Source organism: Bacteroidales bacterium (genome assembly GCA_012517825.1).
Lineage (GTDB): Bacteria > Bacteroidota > Bacteroidia > Bacteroidales > JAAYUG01 > JAAYUG01.
Genome location: JAAYUG010000082.1, coordinates 1 through 19,273 on the forward strand (window position 1 = coordinate 1; position 19,273 = coordinate 19,273).

Annotated in this window: 14 protein-coding genes and 1 tRNA gene; 9 read left to right on the forward strand and 6 right to left on the reverse strand. The window is 48.4% G+C overall.

All coding sequences use genetic code 11. The features are described from left to right. Window positions 1–347, reverse strand: a 347-nt coding sequence (locus GX419_05100; GenBank protein NLI24063.1) for an MBL fold metallo-hydrolase, incomplete at its 3' end; no start/stop codon positions are given. A gap of 327 nt (window positions 348–674) precedes the next feature. Here GX419_05100 and GX419_05105 point away from each other — a divergent pair. The 4 genes from GX419_05105 to GX419_05120 all read left to right on the forward strand — a co-directional run bounded on the left by GX419_05105 (window position 675) and on the right by GX419_05120 (window position 6,650). Next, complete coding sequence (locus GX419_05105; protein NLI24064.1) at window positions 675–2,489, forward strand: hypothetical protein; 1,815 nt, start codon at window positions 675–677, stop codon at window positions 2,487–2,489. A 19-nt stretch (window positions 2,490–2,508) separates the two neighbouring features. After that, window positions 2,509–4,668 carry an ATP-dependent helicase gene (locus tag GX419_05110; protein ID NLI24065.1) on the forward strand — a complete coding sequence of 720 codons (2,160 nt, stop codon included), beginning with the start codon at window positions 2,509–2,511 and terminating at the stop codon, window positions 4,666–4,668. A gap of 48 nt (window positions 4,669–4,716) precedes the next feature. Further along, window positions 4,717–5,658, forward strand: coding sequence for an aldo/keto reductase (locus GX419_05115; protein ID NLI24066.1), 942 nt, complete (start codon window positions 4,717–4,719; stop codon window positions 5,656–5,658). A gap of 149 nt (window positions 5,659–5,807) precedes the next feature. After that, window positions 5,808–6,650 carry a hypothetical protein gene (locus tag GX419_05120; protein NLI24067.1) on the forward strand — a complete coding sequence of 281 codons (843 nt, stop codon included), beginning with the start codon at window positions 5,808–5,810 and terminating at the stop codon, window positions 6,648–6,650. Here the strand turns inward: GX419_05120 and folK are convergent. Next, window positions 6,638–7,135 (reverse strand): 2-amino-4-hydroxy-6-hydroxymethyldihydropteridine diphosphokinase, encoded by a 498-nt coding sequence (folK, locus tag GX419_05125; protein NLI24068.1) that lies wholly within the window; start codon window positions 7,133–7,135, stop codon window positions 6,638–6,640. The two genes, GX419_05120 and folK, sit on opposite strands and share 13 nt — an antisense overlap. A gap of 795 nt (window positions 7,136–7,930) precedes the next feature. On the opposite strand from folK, the gene sppA reads away from it, so the two are divergent. Together sppA and lpxK are read left to right on the forward strand one after the other, a co-directional pair. Beyond that, a complete protein-coding gene (gene sppA, locus GX419_05130; protein ID NLI24069.1) occupies window positions 7,931–9,697 on the forward strand; it encodes a signal peptide peptidase SppA in 1,767 nt (588 codons plus the stop codon). A 72-nt stretch (window positions 9,698–9,769) separates the two neighbouring features. Beyond that, window positions 9,770–10,873 carry a tetraacyldisaccharide 4'-kinase gene (gene lpxK / locus GX419_05135; GenBank protein NLI24070.1) on the forward strand — a complete coding sequence of 368 codons (1,104 nt, stop codon included), beginning with the start codon at window positions 9,770–9,772 and terminating at the stop codon, window positions 10,871–10,873. 19 nt (window positions 10,874–10,892) lie between these two features. Here the strand turns inward: lpxK and GX419_05140 are convergent, their stop codons facing one another. Beyond that, window positions 10,893–13,544 (reverse strand): hypothetical protein, encoded by a 2,652-nt coding sequence (locus GX419_05140; GenBank protein ID NLI24071.1) that lies wholly within the window; start codon window positions 13,542–13,544, stop codon window positions 10,893–10,895. Between the two features lie 238 nt (window positions 13,545–13,782). Between GX419_05140 and GX419_05145 the strand changes: the two genes are divergently transcribed. Continuing rightward, on the forward strand, window positions 13,783–14,790 hold the full coding sequence (locus tag GX419_05145; protein ID NLI24072.1) for an aspartate-semialdehyde dehydrogenase: 1,008 nt from the start codon (window positions 13,783–13,785) through the stop codon (window positions 14,788–14,790). Window positions 14,791–14,820: 30 nt separating this feature from the next. Here GX419_05145 and hflX read toward each other — a convergent pair whose 3' ends face one another. The 3 genes from hflX to GX419_05160 form a co-directional block, all read right to left on the reverse strand. Beyond that, window positions 14,821–16,035, reverse strand: coding sequence for a GTPase HflX (gene hflX, locus GX419_05150; protein NLI24073.1), 1,215 nt, complete (start codon window positions 16,033–16,035; stop codon window positions 14,821–14,823). A gap of 78 nt (window positions 16,036–16,113) precedes the next feature. Continuing rightward, window positions 16,114–17,289, reverse strand: coding sequence for a hypothetical protein (locus GX419_05155; GenBank protein NLI24074.1), 1,176 nt, complete (start codon window positions 17,287–17,289; stop codon window positions 16,114–16,116). 117 nt (window positions 17,290–17,406) lie between these two features. Next, window positions 17,407–18,093 (reverse strand): energy transducer TonB, encoded by a 687-nt coding sequence (locus tag GX419_05160; protein NLI24075.1) that lies wholly within the window; start codon window positions 18,091–18,093, stop codon window positions 17,407–17,409. Window positions 18,094–18,446: 353 nt separating this feature from the next. On the opposite strand from GX419_05160, the gene GX419_05165 reads away from it, so the two are divergent. Together GX419_05165 and GX419_05170 are read left to right on the forward strand one after the other, a co-directional pair. After that, window positions 18,447–18,520: transfer RNA gene (locus GX419_05165), tRNA-Ala, on the forward strand. Then, window positions 18,496–19,242 (forward strand): ATP-binding protein, encoded by a 747-nt coding sequence (locus GX419_05170; GenBank protein ID NLI24076.1) that lies wholly within the window; start codon window positions 18,496–18,498, stop codon window positions 19,240–19,242. Before GX419_05165 ends, GX419_05170 begins: the two co-directional genes overlap by 25 nt. The last annotated feature ends 31 nt before the right edge of the window (window positions 19,243–19,273 follow it).

The following is a 19,273-nucleotide window of genomic DNA, read 5'->3' on the forward strand; positions in this document are numbered from 1 at the left end:
GCCGGCACGGCATCAATCACAATACCCGATACCTCTTTGCGGTCGCCGTTTCCCATAACAATTCCCTTTCCAAGGATCGAATAAACCTCCGGCGTCAATACCACCTGGGTTTCCGGTTTGCGAACCGCTGCAATGGCAGTGGTATCAAAATGATCACGATGCCCGTGAGTGATAAGTACAATGTCAGCTTTAGGCAAAGTTGAATAGTCAGCCAGTCGGGACCAGGGATCGATATGCAGGATCGTTTTATTATACTCCAGCATGAGGGTTCCATGACCTATGAACGTAATAATGATATCACCTTTTTCGGCCGGAATGCGATCCCTGATAAAATTTTTCTGTGCCATGATGAGAATATTTGTTAAAACAAGGAGAATTATCAGGAAGGTTTTTTTACTCATAACTATATGGTTTCAAAATGGTTAATAAATATACCATTTTTTCTGATACCTTCATCATCCTACCAGACAAAAAAGAGAAAACTATCTATAAGGCGTAAAGTGCAGAGCGTAAGGCGAAGAGCAATTGGCGAGCAGCGAACAGCAAAAAAGATCCAGCACACCCTCTGCACGCACCCTCAACCCGGCGCATAACGAACATTATAAAAAAACTCCTGTTCTTTCCCGAACTTGGCTTATTTTTACAGTACTGTTTTCTCCTTTCAATTTTTTACCATGAAACGATTCCTTCTCCTTTCCATGCTGGCGTTCTTCCCGGTGCTGTACTCGAGCGCCCAGGAAGAAAAACTGATTATCCTGCATACCAATGACCTTCACAGCCGGCTCAACGGCTTTTCCCCTGAAGCGGAATACAGCCCCTTCAGCCTGAATGACGACCATACCCTGGGCGGTTTTGCCCGCCTGGCAACCCTGATTCAGCGGGAAAAAATGCGTTCGGGAAATTCCCTTCTGGTGGTGGATGCAGGCGACTTCCTCATGGGAACCCTTTTTCAGAATCTGGAAGAATCTTCGGGATTCCAGCTCCGCCTTATGCGTGACATGGGCTACGATGTAGTCACGCTCGGAAACCATGAATTTGACTTCGGCCCCATGGCCATGGCCCATACCATACAAAATGCCGTTCACGACGGTCCCATCCCGAAAATTGTCTTTTCCAGCCTTGACCTTAAACCCGGAGACAGCGTCACCAGGGCCTTTAAAAAACTTTTCGACCAGCACCTGATCGAAGGATGCCACGTTGCCGAAGTGAACGGCCTCCATGTAGGCTTCTTCAGCCTGCTGGGCAAGGATGCCGTCAGTGTTGCCCCCGCTGCCCGGCCGTTGCAATTTAAAGATCAGATTAAGACGGCCAGGGAATATGTAAAATACTTGCGGGAGGCTCAGAAAGCCGATCTGGTTATCTGCCTTTCCCACAGCGGAGTTAAACTTATGCCCGATGGGACCTGGGGAGGTGAAGACGTGGAACTGGCCCGCAAAGTGCCTGGAATTGACGTCATCATCAGCGGGCATACCCACACTTACCTCGAAAAGCCTCTTGTTATCAACAACATACCCATCGTGCAGACCGAATGTTACGGCATGTACCTGGGGCGACTCGAACTCACCCTCCGCAACCGCAAAGTTGTTAATACAAGCTACTCCATCTTTCCTGTCAATGATACCATTCAGGGCGACTCTCTCATTCAGGCACGCATCGATGCCCAGGAAAAACGGCTGGAAGAGCGTTTTCTGAAACCCGCAGGACTTACTTATAAAATGCCCGTGGTGCAGACGTCTTTCCCTCTGTTCTGCCGGCAGGAAATCCATCCCGAAACCAGCAACCTGGGAATGCTGATTGCCGACGCCCTGCATGCCTACATTAACGCACACGATTCCCTCGGGGCTGACATTGCCATGTTCTCGGCCGGCATGGTGCGCGACCAAATCGAACCCGGAATGAAAGGCATTCAAACAGTACCCGATATTTATAATACGGTCTGCCTCGGCCGTGGTAAAGACGGAAGCCCGGGATACCCTATGGCCCGGGTCTATGTTACCGGAAAGGAACTGAAAGGAATTCTGGAGGTTCTGTACATTGCTCCGTCCAGCAGTTCCGACTACTACATCTATTTCGGCGGCCTCAGGGCAAAAGCCGATCCATCCAGAGGCCTCCTCAGGAAAATCGTCGACATCCAGGTGGGTGACGATGTACACGGATTCCGCAAAGTGGACGTTTCGCGGAAAAACAAAACTCTGTACAGCCTCACAGCCGATTCGTACATGCTCGAATTTGTCAGCATCATCGGAAAGATGAGCAAAGGACTGGTACGCGTTAAAATCAAAAACGAAAAGGGAATCCCCATCCGTTCCTTCAACGAAACCTTCATCGATGCCGATCCCTCCACCCCCGGACTTCAGGAAATGAAAGAATGGCAGGCCATGATATGGTACCTCCGCCAGTTCCCCGATACCGACGGCAACGGAATTCCCGATATACCTGACAAGTACCGGACCGGAAGCCCCAGACTTTACAAAATCGAGAAGAACTGAAAGGACTGAACCATAAAAGATGAACCCCGAAGAAAGCAAACGGCAATTTCTGGAAGAATTTCTGGCCCAGGTAGCCCGCGACAGCACCCTCATGAAACCGGAGGAATCTTCCTACGCGGTGCAGGACCTTACTGCCGTGACCCCCGATGATTACCCTCCGGTTGAAATAACCGAAGATATTCAGCGAAAAATCGATGAAATTTCAGCTATTGCCCGTTCCATCGAAACCCGGCCTGCTCTGTCAGAACCTTCCCTTCCCGATAAGCCGTTCCGTATCGATTACCGGCGAAATCTCAATCCTGCTCAGCTCGCCGCCGTCACCACCACCGAAGGGCCTGTGCTGGTAATCGCCGGCGCAGGAAGCGGAAAAACCCGCGTCATCGTTCACCGGGTAAGCTACCTCCTTGAACTGGGCGTTGACCCGTCCGACATCCTCCTGCTTACCTTCACCCGCAAAGCAGCCAAAGAAATGCTCGACCGCGTGCAGGAACTCCTCAGCGACGCCCGCGTCGGTAAAGTAATGGGCGGAACTTTCCATTCCTTCGCCAACCACATCCTCCGCAAATACAGCAACCTCCTCGGCCTTCCTCCCAACTTTACCATCCTCGATACAGGCGACTCAGAAGATACCATCGACCTCCTGCGCAGTGAGATGAAGCTCGATAAAACCGACAAAGCCTTCCCCAAAAAGAACCGGATCTACGAAATCATTTCTTCCGCACGAAACCGCAATAAAACAGTCCGCGAAATCATCCAGACCGACTTCTCGGGCCTGATGAAGTATGCCAGAGATATCGAAATGCTCTTCGACGGATACACCCGGTACAAGAAAATCACCGGCACCTTCGATTATGACGACCTGATGGAAATCCTCCGGAACGCCCTGCGCGACCATATCCCCTTCCGGAAAAAAATGCAGCAGGAATACCGGTACATCATGGTCGATGAGTTTCAGGACACCAACATTCTTCAGAAAGAAATTGTTGACTTCCTCGCCGCCGCCCACCGCAACATCATGGTGGTCGGAGATGATGCCCAGAGTATTTATGCCTTCCGCGGAGCCAACTACGAGAACATCCTGCGCTTTCCCCAAACCTATCCCGACTGCCGGGTAATCCGTATTGAGCAGAATTACCGCAGTAATCAGACCATCCTCGACTTTACCAACGAAATCGTTAAAAACGCACGCCTCGGCTACCGCAAAAACCTTTTCTCGGCCAACACACGAAAGTTCCTGCCGGTCATCAGAAAATTTTACGACCAGGAAGAGGAAGCTGTATTTATTGTTTCCAAAATCCTCGAACTCCGCGAACGGAATATATCGCCCGGTGAAATTGCCGTGCTTACACGGGCTGCCTGGCACTGGCAGTTCGTGGAAATGGAACTGCGGAAACGCAATATCCCTTACGTTACAGTGGGCGGTCTCGCCTTCCATGAGAAGATGCACATCAAGGACATGATCGCCTACCTGAAAGTCCTCCTCAATCCGTATGATGCCATTGCCTGGCACCGGATCCTGAAACTTCTCCCCGGGGTGGGACAGGTGTCGGCTACGGCTATCATCCGCGATATCCGTCAGCACGACGGAAAAATTCCTCTGGGAGAATATGAAAAAAAGAAGTTTTTCGAACCCCTGAAGGAACTGATGGAAACCCTGAACCGTGCCGCCGGCGAACACCTGTCAGTAGCCGCCAGAATCCAGATTATCCGCGATTACTACTCCCCCATCCTTGCTTCAATGGAAAGCGATGCCCAGGTAAGAATGCTCGATATTCACGTACTTACAGAAATGGCCGCCAAATATGAAAAGCTCGAGAAGTTCCTGAGCGATTTCACCCTCGAACCTCCTTCCCGCAGTTTTGCCGGTGCCCCCACCCCCCTCATTGACGAAAGCGAAGACAAACCCGTAACCCTCTCCACCATTCATTCGGCCAAAGGTCTTGAATGGTATGCCGTCTTCATTCCCCATGCCCTCGACGGACTCCTGCCTTCATCCCGTGCCCTGAAAAACCTCGAGGAAGTAGAAGAAGAACGGCGCCTTTTCTATGTGGCCTGCAGCCGGGCAAGGGAAGAACTTTACATTACCATGCCTTCGTTTGTCCGCAGTTACCAGGGATTCTGCTCCTACCCCTCCCGCTTTCTTGTTGAAATCGACAGAAATAAATATGAATATTTATAAATAAGTACATTTTTACTTATATTTGTTCAACCATCAAAAACTACACCTATGGACCGGCGAACCTTTCTTACCGCCTCAGCTGCTGCAGCAGCTGCTTTAGGCACAGGCTGCCAGGGGAAAAACGAACTTCCCCGGCGCGAGTACAAAAACGGAATTAAACTTTCCGTCATTGGCTTCGGTGGTATTGTGGTAGTTGGAATGGAACAAAAAGATGCCAATAATACCGTGGCCGAAGCATGGGATAACGGAATCAATTATTACGATGTTGCTCCTTCGTACTGGGACGGAGAAGCGGAAACCAAGCTGGGCGAAGCGTTGAAACCTTATCGTAAAAAAGCCTTTCTTGCCTGCAAAACAACCCGGCGCGACGCGGAAGGTGCTGCGCGGGAAATGGAGGAAAGCATGAAACGCCTGCAAACCGATTATTTCGATCTTTACCAGCTTCATGCCGTTACCTCCATGGAAGACGTGGAAAAAATCTTCGCCCCTAAAGGAGCTATGGAAACTTTTCTTAAAGCAAAGCAGGAAGGAAAAATCAGGCACATCGGGTTTTCAGCCCATTCGGTTGAAGCTGCCCTGGCACTGCTCGACCGGTATTCCTTTGATTCGGTTCTCTTTCCCATCAACTTTGTTTGTATAGCCCAGGGAAATTTCGGAAAACAGGTTATCGAAAAAGCCATGGAAAAAGGAGCCGCACGGCTTGCCCTCAAAGCCCTGGCACATCATCCGTGGCCTGAAAATATGAAAGAGGAGGAAAGACCTTACAGGAAATGCTGGTACCAGCCCGCCGACCAGAGGGAACTGGCTGAAAAAGCCCTGCGTTTTACCTTATCCCAGCCGGTAACCGCTGCAATTCCCCCGGGCGAAGAACGCCTCTTCCGCCTTGCCGTCTCCATTGCCAAAGATTTTACTCCCATGACGGAAAAGGAACAGCAGGAACTGCTGGCATCAACCGCCGGAACAGCCCCTCTTTTCAGGTATCCAGCCTGAATAGCTGAAAGGAAACCTACGGTTTCATACACCATGCATTTTCACTCATTGCCTGCAGACTTACTTCTTTAATTTTATTAACTTTCCGGAACAATTTTTGTCTTCATACGTATATACTTACGATTCAATCCATAAATCAAACCTTTTCTATGAAAAGAGCCGTTGTTTCCTTTCTCATGCTTGCCCTTGCAGTAGTTCTTTTCGGGCAGGCCGAAGTATATAACATCATTAAAGTGGATGGGGAAATCATCAATCGTTCAACCGGAAAACCTCTCACTCCGGGCGATGTAATTAAGCCTACTGATCAGCTGGAATTTAAAAGCAATTACGCCATGGCCATCGCCATCAGCAGCACGAGAGGGAAGTTTACCATCCGGCTCCCGGAACAGGACCAGGACCTCTTCGATAATTCCCAGTTGCTGGCTATGGCAAACACAGCCGCCTCTCCCATAGAAAGCCGTGCCCAGCTGAGTGTTCGGGCCGTCGGCGTTATGGAAGTCAAAGACCTCAAAAAATACCTTGGTACCGATAACTTTTATATCCTCGGCGATAAACTTTCGGTCAGGCTGAGCAAAACGTTCTACCCCCTCGACGAAAACAACTTCATTGTACTCACTTACCAGGGAAAAGATAAAACCGTTTCCAAGAAGCTGGGATTCACAGGTCAGACAATCGATATTGACAAAAATCAGATTGTATCTTCCCCCGAAGACCTCGTCAATGGCACCACGCTTCCGAAAGTATCGGTTTTCAAATACGATAACCTGAAGAAATCTTCTTCCCTCATCACCCAGGTAAACCTTGTTTTCCTCAATTCCGACCAGGTGAAAAAAGAATTTGAAGTCATCATTCCCCTGCTGAAGGAAGACAAAAAAAGCAGAAGCGAGGCCGCTGATTACCTGAGAAATTACTTCTACGACATTTACGGAGCAACCGACCCGGATGCCTTGTTCCTCCTTGTTAACATGGCATTGAAAGATTACAGTTCCTGACCATCCTTCGGATAAACCCTGCCCCGATCGCTACATTCCCTGTATAGCTGCCAGACAGTTTTATCGAATACCGGATGAACCAGGGCAGGGTGAACTTCGATGAGGGGAATCAGACAGAAATTTCGCAGATGAAGCCTTGGATGCGGAATCATGAGCCCCTCTTCCTCGATAATGTCATTTCCGTAAAAAAGGATATCAATATCGATGGTGCGGGGGGAGTTTTGTTCATTACTGCGAACCCTTCCCAGCATTTTCTCGGTTTCGAGGCATGTATCCATAAGTTCCCTGGCGGTTTTTCCGGTTTCGATCACAACCAGCTGGTTCAGAAATTGCTGTTGATCGGCATTGCCCCATGGATCAGAGACATAGATTCCGGAAAGGTATATAACCTTACCCGCCCTTCTGGCTATCTCTTCCATGGCTTTTTGCAGATTTTCCTCCCTGTTGCCCAGGTTACTCCCTGTCATTAAATGAGCTATAGGCATAAACTGATTTTCCTGAGGCAAATGTAACGAAGTTATTATTTATCCGGTGAAAAGGCTTTGTCCTTCGCAGAAATGGTCCGTCAAACCATCCGACCGGACTCATTATTCTATATAAGGAATCAATGGAAAAATATCGCAACGTTGAGTTCAGAGCCTAAAACGCAGAGAGAAGTCATGAACTCCGTTTCTTTACGCTTTACGCTCAGTTACAGGGTTCCATAGTTCCAATGTTCCAATGTTCCAGAGTTCCAAAATTCAAGCGTAGAGCGTAAAGCATAGAGCGTAAAGAGGAGTATTGGGTTTAGAGTGCAGAGCATTTTTTAATTAGCGTAGAGCGTATAGCGAATGGCAAAAGATCTTTCCATTTCCCCGTTAGGGGATGAAGGACAATAGATTGAAGGATCAAAAACCAACAAATTCCCCGTAGGGGATTAAGGACAATGGAATCGAGGTTCCAGTGTTTCAGGGTTCCAATGTTCCAGAGTTTCAAGGATTTCTGATTTCCCATTTCCCATTTCCCATTAATGTGTTTTAGCTCTCGTAGCGTAATCTCTTATAGGAAATTGGAAATAGAAAATTCTCGGGGATTTTTGATTTGTGCGTTGTGATTTCTGATTTGTGATTTAATGGGTTTGTGTTCCAAATCAAAAATGACAATTCAAATTGAACCTTGGAACCATGAAAGTGAGCGTAAAGCCCTGAGCGCAGGGCGAACAGCAAGCAACGAAATCCTCACCACTTAATGCATAATTGCACTGAAATACATATCTTTGGTACATTGATACCTCAAGCAATATGAAAACATTCCTGAAAATGCTCCTGGCCACCATCGTCGGAGGCCTTGTTGTTGTTCTGCTCGTATTCTTTATCTTCATGGGAATCCTGGGAATCATAGCTACCTCTTCCCGGCAGCCCGTTCAGGTGAAACCCAATACTGTCCTTCTTCTCAATCTCAACCAGACCATTACCGACCGGAGTTCGAAAAATCCCCTTGAAGGATTTTCATTCCCCGATTTCAAACCCTCTCCGGCTCTCGGCCTGAACGATATTCTGGCCTCCATCAAAAAGGCAAAAGATGACCCCAACATCAAAGGCATCCTGCTCGACCTGACGGTTATCCCTGCCGGCAACTCAACAGTCGACGAAATCCGGGAAGCACTTACCGACTTCAAAACCTCCGGCAAATTCGTCATCAGCTATGCCGATTCCTACCTGCAAAAATCCTATTATCTTGCTTCGGCCGCCGATAAGGTCTACCTCAACCCGGCAGGAAATCTGCTGTTTGTCGGCCTCCGCGCCGAAGTGATGTTCTATAAAAACATGCTCGAAAAAATCGGCGTGGAACCCCAGATCATACGGCACGGAAAATTCAAAAGCGCTGTGGAGCCTTTTATGCTTGACAAAATGAGCAAAGAAAACCGGGAACAGCTTTCTGTTTTTCTGAACTCTGTATGGCAGCATATGCTGGAAAAAATTTCAGAGGCGCGCCATATACCGGTGGAAGAGCTCAATGCCATGGCCGACGGACTAAAGCTTCGTACAGCACAGGATGCCCTTCAGATGAAAATGGTGGACAGCCTTATTTATCGCGACCAGCTTCTGCTCCTGCTCGACAGCCTGTCAGGAAAAAAACCTGTCGGTAAACCGGAACTGTTGTCCATTGCCTCTTACATAAAAGCACCTGCCGTGAAACCCCACAAATTCGTGCGGGAAAAAATTGCCGTTGTGTATGCCTCGGGAGAAGTTGTTTCCGGCGAAGGACAGGAAGGCTCGGTAGGTTCCGACAGGATTTCGGAAGCTATCCGCAAGGCGCGGAAAGATTCGCTGATAAAAGCCATTGTGTTCCGTGTCAATTCACCCGGAGGAAGCGCCCTGGCATCGGAAGTTATCTGGAGGGAAGTTAAGCTGGCCGCAGAAACCAAGCCAGTGGTGGTCTCTATGGGCGATGTTGCCGCTTCAGGAGGATATTATATCGCCTGTCCGGCCGGAACTATTGTCGCAAATCCCACAACCATTACCGGATCTATCGGTGTATTCGGGCTTTTGCTGAATGCAAAACCTTTACTGGAAAAGAAAATAGGGATAACCACTGATGTGGCCCGCACCAACAGCTATAGCGACTTTGGCTCTTTTTACCGCCCTCTTTCGGAAGCAGAAAAAGAAGCTCTTCAGACCGAAATTGAATTCATCTATTCCACCTTCGTCAGCCATGTGGCCGAAGGCAGAAAAATGAAATACGAGTCTGTTGATTCCATTGGCCAGGGAAGAATCTGGAGCGGCCTTTCCGCTTCCCGACTGGGACTTGTGGATGAACTGGGTGGACTGGAAAAAGCCATCCAGCTGGCCGCCCGGAAGGCAAACCTCAGCGAATACCGCGTGGTAAACCTCCCCGAACTGGAAGACCCGCTGACCCAGCTGATGAAAATGCTCTCTGAAAATACTTCTGCCAAAGTTCTGGAAAAAACCCTGGGCGATTCCTGGCCGTTTTTCAGAGACCTGAATCAGATCCTGTCCATGCAGGGAGTTCTTGCCCGAATGCCTTTCAGCCTGATGATTTACTGATAAGCATTTGCTAAAACGTCGGCAATTGCCCGCCATTCATAACGAATTGTTACCCGAAACACGCACCGGCCCATGCTCCGGCACCTGAGAAAATACCTTCTGCCCTTTGCCCTGATGTACGGCCTCGTCGTAAGAATACGAAATTTTCTGTACGACATGGAAATTTTGCGTTCCGTAGAATTCGACATCCCCGTAATCGGCGTTGGCAATATTACTGTCGGTGGCACCGGCAAAACTCCCCAGGTGGAATACCTCGTCAGGTTTCTCAAAAAACAATACCGCACTGCCGTGCTGAGCAGAGGCTACCGGCGACTTTCGGGAGGCTTTGTGTCGGCCTCTCCGGATGTGACAGCGGCCCAGATCGGTGATGAACCGCTTCAGATTTACAGAAAATTCCCCGACATTGATCTTGCCGTTGATGCCGACCGGATCAGAGGAATCCGGCTTCTGCTGGAAAAAAACCCTTCCCTTGAAGTAATTGTTCTCGACGATGCCTTTCAGCACCGGAGGGTCAAACCCGGACTGATGATCCTGCTGATCGACCACAACCGGATGATTACCGATGACCTGCTTCTGCCGGCAGGAAATCTGCGCGAACCGGTTTCGGGAATCCAGCGCGCACATATTATTATTGTTACCAAATGTCCTCCCGACATGAAGCCTGTTGACTGCAGAATCATTGAATCAAAACTCCGCCCGCTCACCCACCAGAAGGTCTTCTTTTCCTTTCTCCGCTATGGCGATCTGCTGCCTGTTTACAAAAATGCCGCCCCAGCTCTGCCTCCTGAAAAGCTCAAAGCAAAAAATGCACACGTATTCCTGGTTTCAGGAATCGCCAACCCGGCACCGCTCGAACACTTTATGGAACAATACGCCGCCAGGCTTACCCGCTTCGTTTTTCCCGATCATCACCGGTATTCACCCCGCGATCTCATAAAGATCTTCAAAGCATACGACCAGTCGGACGCCCCGGAAAAGTACATTATTACCACTGAAAAAGATGCTATGCGCCTGCAGGCACTGAACGACATTGATGATGACATCCGCAGGCGCTTCTATTACCTCCCTGTTGAAGTCGGATTCTCCGGAGAAGATGAAAAGCTTTTTCAGAAAGAAATTACCGGATTCATTCACCGTATGCAGCAGAGCCGCATTATCAGCACCTACCGGAAGTAAACAGGCTCCCTGCCGGGCTTCATCTTCTGCCCGGAATGTACAACACACAGGCCTTCCTGAATTCTTCGCTCCGGCCCTGCAGATCCCACCGGCGTATCAGAATAATGTAAATGCCGTTATAGCATAAATTTCCGTTGTCGTTCGTACCGTCCCAGAAAATCCTTGAAAACGTTCCTGCCAGCCTGCTTTCTGCCAGATGACGAACCGGCCGGCCCGACATTTCAAATATTCTGACATCAGTTACCCACCCCGGATGATCATCGGTAAAACCTATTTCCAGCAGATCGTTCATGCCGTCATTATCTGGCGAAAAAACTTCAGGAGAAACCCTAATCTTCTCCCCTCCATTCAATGAATCAGTGTACTGGGAATTTTTGCGGCCCGGGGTGGCATAGCCTTCAAGCGACGAAGCCGAATGCCAGCTCATTGGGTCATCCGAAGGTGCTGAAGGATGAATCCTTTCAAGCGCTACACCCTTCGGACTGTGCAATAAGGCAAACTGCATGTCATCCGACCAGGAAACGGCGTCAACCACCTCCATTCCCCTGTTAAGAATGGCCATACGGCCTCCGCCGTCATTCAGCGCAGGCATGCTCTCCATTTCCACGCACGACCAGGTAAAAGGCAACCTGTAGGCAGCAGAAAGCTTCCGGCAATCACGGCAAATAACGAGATAATCGTCAGGGAAGATTATCCGCGGTGAGGCAGAGATCACTTTTTTTGATTGAAATTCCTCTGTTCCCTCAGAATAAATTGCAAGGTACAGTTTCGCCAGATCAAACGGCCGGGAGGAATTGTTGTAAAGCTCAACATATTCCGTTGACGAATCGTCAGGATGATACATGATTTCGTTGATGACAATATCTCCGGGGGCCGGGTCAGACGGAACGGCAAAACGAACCGAGCGGTCAAGTGAAGCACGATTGCCGGCACAGTCACAGACATTTCGGCTCACCCGCAGTTCATAGGTTGTTCCTGCCTGAACCGGTTTGTTAAAAAACAGGCTTACTGACGAACTTTTCGGCTGGGCCTGCAATGCCTTTGAAGGAAATATCAGTTGACCGGAAGCACGGTATTGCATGGGCGCTGATGCTGACACACTGTCAACCGGTTCGGAAAATACCAGGTCAATTCGTTGTGAATCGGTAACAAAGGCGTACAGCGGCACAGGTGCTTCCCGGTCGGGATTCGATGCCGAAACGGAATTACGGTAACCGGGTGTTCCTCCGTACATACTCTTTGAAGCAATCCAGTTGGATATCCCGCCACAGGGATTCCGGATATCCACCATTTCCAGTGACCAGCCCCCGTCTTTTTTATACGAGTCCTGATACCAACGGTCGGAATATTCCACTGCATCGATCCACTCCCCTGAAGCATTCCTCAAAATGATCCGCGTACCCGTATTGGTAAGGACCGATGTGGACGAAAAGACCGGAGCAACCCGGACACTGTCGCCAAACAACTGTGCCGCATTCTTATGCGTCAGAAGAAGGTATGCCCCGGGCTCCAGCTTGTATCCGCTTAAATCGAACCTGCTACTGCCTGCTTCCATTTTCCAGCCTGTGAGGTCGGCCGCACAGGAAGAAGCATTGTAAAGCTCAACATACTCAAATTCGGGTAATCCAACCGGTGGGGAAGGATCGGCCATGATTTCAGTAATCAGAATATCGAATCGGCGAAAATGATGGTAAAAGGCAATGATTTCCGCCCTGCCTGCATTACCGGCTCTGTCGGCCATTCCTTCCAGCCTGATCTTCACTGTATCTCCGTCAGGCAGTTCCTTTTCAAACTGAAGCACAACGGCATCATTGACTGAACAGGCACTCACCTTTGCTTTCACAACCTGCCCCCTGTATTCAAAAAATGCTTGCATACTGTCAGTGGCCGCCAGATTTTCCGAGAACTGCACCCATACCTCCCGGGAAGAAATTATCCTGAACCCCGCAACAGAAGGAGGAACCGTATCGGTAATGATCCGGCCGGTTATCTGCAGATCGTCGGCCCAGAAAAGTCGGTCCTTTGTAGCAGTGTAAACAAAGCAAAAACCGGTATGCCAGGCATGCAGAAATTCAGCATCAAACGTGCCGCCCAGTGAGATAATATTCCCCGAACCATTGGTGGTATCAATGGAAATATCCCAGAAACCCGCCGCAGAGCGCTTTACCAGTATGCGCGGAGCCTTTACCGTGCCAGCAAACTGTTCCCAGTTAAAGCCCGTGTTGAAAATGTCAATGCAGGCCCCGTTTCTAAGCTTATAGAGGTGAAGGTTATCGTCGTTTCCGGTAAAATTAATCCCCACCATATACCCGTTGATTTTCCCTCCCGGTGTCATGGAGACGGCAGGAGCATCCGCAAAAAGATACCAGCCCCAGCGGTTTGACGAAGAAGGAGCATATCCATGCCTGATCCTGCAGGAAAATGTCATCTCTCCTGAATCGGGAGCAAAGGAAGGAAGGGCATGACTGATAGCGTCCGCGCCCGATTCGGAATTGTCATATACATGGTGCAGCGAAAAACAGCCTGAAATAGCTCCCACGCTGTCAGCCGACCAGCGGCCCGATACGTTTTCCAGCCATCCCGGAAGAAACCCTTCTTCAAAATCGGCCGAAAACTGGGCAAAGCCCATACTGAGCCGGAGGAGGAAAAGCAGGAAAAAATACTTTCGCATGAACTTTTTTCTGTTAATACCCGATCCTGCCGTTTTCTCGCAGGTACATCCTTTCTTTTTACTTCCTCAGTGGCTTTCTGATGGCTTTACAGATGATAACCGAAGATTTTTCACCGTAGAAAAAGCATGGAACATTTTTCAGCTTTCTTATAATTTTCCTTCTGATAAAAGGCGGTGAACCATCCGCATATCAATGTTTTTTATATCTTTACAGCTCTTATGTTATAAAACATATTTTATGAAAGTTGCTGTTGTTGGCGTAAGCGGAGCTGTTGGCCAGGAATTTTTAAAGGTGCTGGAACAGCGGAATTTTCCGCTCGATGAAATCGTTCTGTACGGATCGGCCAGAAGTGCCGGCCAGACGTATTCCTTCAGAGGAAAGCCTGTTGCAGTGAAGGAACTGAAACACAACGACGATTTCAAAGGGATTGATATTGCCCTGGTTTCAGCCGGTGCCAATGTTTCCAGAGAATTTGCCCCGACCATCACCAAGTTTGGGACAGTAATGATTGACAATTCCAGCGCATTCCGCATGGATGCTGATGTTCCTCTGGTGGTGCCCGAGGTAAATCCGGAAGATTGCAAAAACCGGCCCAGAAATATCATTGCCAATCCCAACTGCTCCACCATTATTATGGTTGTTGCCCTGAAACCCCTTCACGATATTTCTCCCATAAAAAGGATTCATGTGGCCACCTACCAGGCTGCCAGTGGTGCCGGTGCACAGGCCATGGCCGAGCTGATGGAACAGACCAGGCAGGTGCTGAACAACGAACCGGTACACATTGAAAAATTCAAATACCAGCTTGCGTTCAACCTCATCCCTCAGATCGATGTTTTCCTGGAAAATGGCTATACCAAGGAAGAAATGAAAATGTACCATGAGACCAGGAAAATGATGCACGCTGAAATCGAAGTTAGTGCCACTACAGTCAGGGTTCCTGTGCTGAGAAGCCATTCCGAAGCAGTATGGGTGGAAACCGAAAAGGAAATCAGTCTTGCCGAAGCCAGGAAAGCATTTGAAAAAGCCGAAGGAGTTATTCTTCAGGATGACCCTTCCACCTTCACCTATCCGATGCCCTGGTTCACCTCCGATAAGGATGAAGTATTTGTTGGCCGCCTGCGGAAAGACATTTCCCGTCCGAATGCCCTTACTTTCTGGTGTGTGGGCGACCAGTTGCGGAAAGGTGCTGCCCTGAATGCAGTTCAGATTGCTGAATACCTGGTTAAAAACAGGCTCTTGTAGAATGTCCTCCCAGGTTTTCTGTGCTCCATTCTATTCCAATGTTTCAATATCTGGGTACAGAAAATTGTCATAGGGATAACGTTTGCGGTGGATTTCCTTTACTTCGCGGTAAAGCAATTCTTTAAGTGTTTCGATGTTTTGTTTCTTCAGAGCTGAAATGAAAACCGCCGGGGCATTTTCTCTGGCAATCCACATTTTCTGAAGGTTTTCCATTGATTGTCCGGCCGGTTCGCCCGGGTTATCAGCAGTGCCGGCCAGATCTTCGGGTTTGTAGGCATCAATCTTGTTGAAAACCATGATCATTTTCTTATCGCCGGCCTGAATTTCCTTCAGTGTTTCCTGCACTATGGCAATTTGCTCCTCATAACCGGGATGGGATAAGTCGACCACATGCAGAAGAATATCCGATTCGCGCACTTCATCCAGGGTCGACTTAAAGCTTTCAACCAGTGAATGCGGCAATTTTCGGATAAACCCAACGGTATCGGACAACAGAAACGGCAGGTTTTTAATCACCACCTTCCTTACCGTCGGGTCAACGGTGGCAAACAATTTGTTTTCGGCAAAAACATCGGCTTTGGCCAGCAGGTTCATCAGGGTTGACTTACCTACATTGGTATAGCCAACCAGGGAAACACGCACCAGCCGCCCCCGGTTTTTGCGCTGGGTAGCCATTTGCCGGTCTATGCGTTTCAGCTCTTCCTTAAGATTGGCAATCCGGTTTCGGATAGCCCGGCGGTCGGTTTCAATTTCCTTTTCACCCGGGCCCCGAAGGCCTATTCCACCCCGCTGACGTTCCAGATGCGTCCACATCCTGGCCAGCCGCGGCAGAAGATATTCATACTGGGCCAGTTCTACCTGGGCTTTGGCATAGGCAGTATGCGCCCTCTGGGCAAATATGTCGAGAATAAGATTGGTCCGGTCGAGAACCTTTCTTCCCAGTTCCCTGTCAAGATTCCGCAACTGGGTTGGTGAAAGTTCATCATCGAAAACCACCAGATCAACCTGGTGAAAATCAATATACGCCCTGATTTCATTCACCTTCCCCTGCCCGATGAAGGTACGGGGATTCGGCGCTTCCATCCGCTGAATAAACTTCTTTACCGCCCTGGCTCCTGCTGTTTCCACCAGAAAGGCCAGCTCCTCCAGATAATCTGCCACCACTTCCTCTTCCTGCCAGGGAAAGGCAACTCCCACAAGCACGGCTCGTTCTGCCTTCCGGGCAGTAACATAATAATTCCCCATAGGTGAAATGCATATAAACTTCCGGACAAAATGGTCCGGTTAAAATCTGCGGGGCAAAGATACAATCTGCAGAAGAATTTACTTTATCAGATGCTTGTTACGGTACACAACGTCCCTCACTGCATTGGACAGGTTTTCCGTACACCTACCGATCATTTCAAAGTCGGTCGGGAAGGGAACCGGCTTGGTTTGTATTTTCTTCAATTGTTCTTCCGAAAGGGCCTTAACATCTCCAATCGCTCTGGCTGAAGTGAAGGTGAATCTTGATTCCGCCCCTATCGGCTCTTTCTTCAAAAGCCTTTTGTCGGGGTTGAGCATCATGAATTCCACTTCTCCCCTCAGGCTGACACTTTTTTCCTGAATGCTCTCAATCAGGCTGCAACTGATGGTTTTGGTCTTTTTTATCTTGATGTCATTCCCGGCCGAATCCTTCATTACATTGCCCCTTGCATCGAGCACATACTGAAATCCGTCATCCACCTCCTTCGTCACATGCTGGTCTTTTTCGGTTACCCGGTCAGGAGATATATCAATGTACAGCAAATTCACCTGGATCAGGTAATCAAAATCAATGCTCTGATCCCGGTCGGTAAGATAATATTCCACCCATTCCTGTCGCAGATAATCGGTATTGAAACTCAGAACATTGCCGATGAAATCGGGGGGCAAACGAAATTGGGTACGGTTTTCAATTTCGATCAGTGCCCTGGAAATGCCCTTCCGGCGTGCTTCAACAATCATCTGGTCCAGGTCAGGGTAGGCTCCTCCGCTGTAATCCCTTGCCTTAGTGAGTTGATACCAGGCCGTACGGTACCCTTCTTTGGTGTTTTCAGCCATCAGGCGTTTCCCGTTATTATAAAAATATTCTGCCGCACTTTTTTTGGCTGTGATCATCTCAGCATCATAATCTGTATAGGGAAGAGATACTGTGCGCCCGTCAAAATGAAGCGGATTCACAGGCCTGACCCTTTCCTGCCTGTATTTTAAGGCCGAGTACAGGCTAAACATCTCGTCATAATTGTTCGGATTGCCTTCTTCCTTCAGATATTTAATGCGCGAAAGATCCCGTTCATTCGCCAGCCGGTATGCCTGGTCAAGTTGCCGGGCACTTTCCTCATCACCGGGGTCCTTAATAAGGCTTTTGACACAACGTTCAATCACTTCATCATATCGTTGCTGGGTAAGCAGTTTCTTCCGGCTTGCACACGAGGTGAACACCAGAACCATAATGAGCAGGGTAGCCAATCTGTTCATAGGGATGCTTTTAAAATTTTCATAAAAATACGAATAATATGATATGATGTTATACCTAATAAAAAACAACAGGCAGGATGGATTTCCTGCCTGCTGCTTTGTATTTTAAAAAAACTGTTACTGCAAAACAAATACAATGGGGAAGGTAAACTGCACCTTTACCGGTTTACCTCTTTGTTTTCCCGGGGTCCATTTAGGGCTTGACATAACCACCCTGAGGGCTTCCTTATCGAGCGCCGGGTCAACGCCTTTTACCACTTTGGCATCAACTACTTCTCCCTTTGAGTTGACGGCGAACTGGACAAATACGCGGCCCTGAATTCCGTTTTCAGCAGCTACCGGCGGGTACTGAAGGTTTTTCTGGATCCATTCCCTGAAACCTTCCTGCCCTTTACCCATGAAACTGGGCATTTCTTCCACAATGAAAAAGACTTCTTCCTCGGCTGCTTCTTCTTCCGGCTGATCGACATAATCCTTTATCTGAAAGGAAGCATTCTGGTTCACATCCGAATCTTCAATCTTCAGTTCATCATCAATATTCACATCGTCATTAACAATGTTCAGCACCTCAGTAACCTTAGGTGGCGGCGGCTGTTCAACCGGTTGCTGTTCCTGACGGGTAACCGGAATAATATCCTGTTCAACAGCCTGCTGTTCAACCTGATATACTGACTTGACATTCGAAGGCTTGGTGGTCCATTCGAAGGCAACCAGCATCAGTCCGAGTGTTATTACTAACCCCAGCTGAAGGAAAATACCTCTCTGCTTCTCAAGGTTTGCTTTATCCGATTTCTTAACTTCCATGGCATTTAGAAATTGAGGCTGTAAAGTTAATATATTTTTGCCGTTTTTGATTCACCTTCTGTCAATTTTTAAGAAGAAATGTTAAATAATACAGCCAACCTGGAAGAAGATCGGCCGGCTCCTTTCCAGGTCGGCACGAAATGATTTATCGGTTCCATAGTCTTTCATTTTTTAGGTTATCCCTTCCCGACTATTCCACCTTTTATTAATTTAAACGTAAATACAGGTGGTCTTATTGCCAAAAAAGCCTTTTGCAGGTAAGAAAAAATGTTTTAAATTTGCAGCGCATCTGTTGATGGGACTTTATTGAAAAATAACTGACATTCAACAAGATGCTACCAGGGTTCTTTCACGGGGAATTAGCTCAGCTGGCTAGAGCGTTTGCATGGCATGCAAAAGGTCATGGGTTCGACTCCCATATTCTCCACATCAGGGTATCAGTCATGGCTGATACCTTTTTTATTTTCTTTCGCTCATTTGTTTCCCTTTTATTATTTTCGGACTGATTTTTATTCTGTGGCTACTTATATACAAAGACTTATAGAGCAAGGGGAAAGTCAGCAACTTGATTTCAAGTTCGAGATCAGTGATTCCCGCAAGATTGCCCGCACGCTCTGTGCATTCGCCAATACCGACGGAGGGATTCTCCTGATTGGAGTAAAGGACAACGGTCGGATTGCCGGTGTAAGAACAGATGAAGAATATTACATGGCCGAAGCAGCCGCCCGGATGTACTGCCGGCCGGAAGTTCCTTTTATTACCGAAAAATGGACTGTGGAAGGAAAAACGGTTCTCGAAATCCGCATTCCTCCCGGTTCTGATAAACCCTACTATGCCCTCACTGACGAAGGGAAATGGCGCGCTTACCTGCGCATTAAGGACCAGAATATCCTGGCGCATCCCGTCTGGGTAAAGGTCTGGAAAAGAAAATCCAGCCCGAAAGGAATCATCATTCGCTATTCCGCTGAAGAAAAAATGCTCTTGTCGTACCTGAGGGAAAACGATTACATTACCCTGTCAAAATTTACCCGCATTGCCCGTTTGAGAAGATTTGAAGCGGAAAATATCCTTGCAAACCTCATCATTTCAGAAATCCTTGGCATTGAACAAACCGAAAAACAAACCCATTTCTTTCTGAAACCCTTATAACCCTGCCTGCAATCTATCTTACAGGGATTGC

Bases quoted from the DNA above. Each gene is read 5' to 3' on its own strand.
- GX419_05105 (NLI24064.1), top strand. From the start codon at position 675: ATGAAACGATTCCTTCTCCTTTCCATGCTGGCGTTCTTCCCGGTGCTG.
- GX419_05110 (NLI24065.1), top strand. From the start codon at position 2,509: ATGAACCCCGAAGAAAGCAAACGGCAATTTCTGGAAGAATTTCTGGCC.
- GX419_05115 (NLI24066.1), top strand. From the start codon at position 4,717: ATGGACCGGCGAACCTTTCTTACCGCCTCAGCTGCTGCAGCAGCTGCT.
- GX419_05120 (NLI24067.1), top strand. From the start codon at position 5,808: ATGAAAAGAGCCGTTGTTTCCTTTCTCATGCTTGCCCTTGCAGTAGTT.
- folK (NLI24068.1), bottom strand. From the start codon at position 7,135: ATGCCTATAGCTCATTTAATGACAGGGAGTAACCTGGGCAACAGGGAG.
- sppA (NLI24069.1), top strand. From the start codon at position 7,931: ATGAAAACATTCCTGAAAATGCTCCTGGCCACCATCGTCGGAGGCCTT.
- lpxK (NLI24070.1), top strand. From the start codon at position 9,770: ATGCTCCGGCACCTGAGAAAATACCTTCTGCCCTTTGCCCTGATGTAC.
- GX419_05140 (NLI24071.1), bottom strand. From the start codon at position 13,544: ATGCGAAAGTATTTTTTCCTGCTTTTCCTCCTCCGGCTCAGTATGGGC.
- GX419_05145 (NLI24072.1), top strand. From the start codon at position 13,783: ATGAAAGTTGCTGTTGTTGGCGTAAGCGGAGCTGTTGGCCAGGAATTT.
- hflX (NLI24073.1), bottom strand. From the start codon at position 16,035: ATGGGGAATTATTATGTTACTGCCCGGAAGGCAGAACGAGCCGTGCTT.
- GX419_05155 (NLI24074.1), bottom strand. From the start codon at position 17,289: ATGAACAGATTGGCTACCCTGCTCATTATGGTTCTGGTGTTCACCTCG.
- GX419_05160 (NLI24075.1), bottom strand. From the start codon at position 18,093: ATGGAAGTTAAGAAATCGGATAAAGCAAACCTTGAGAAGCAGAGAGGT.
- GX419_05170 (NLI24076.1), top strand. From the start codon at position 18,496: ATGGGTTCGACTCCCATATTCTCCACATCAGGGTATCAGTCATGGCTG.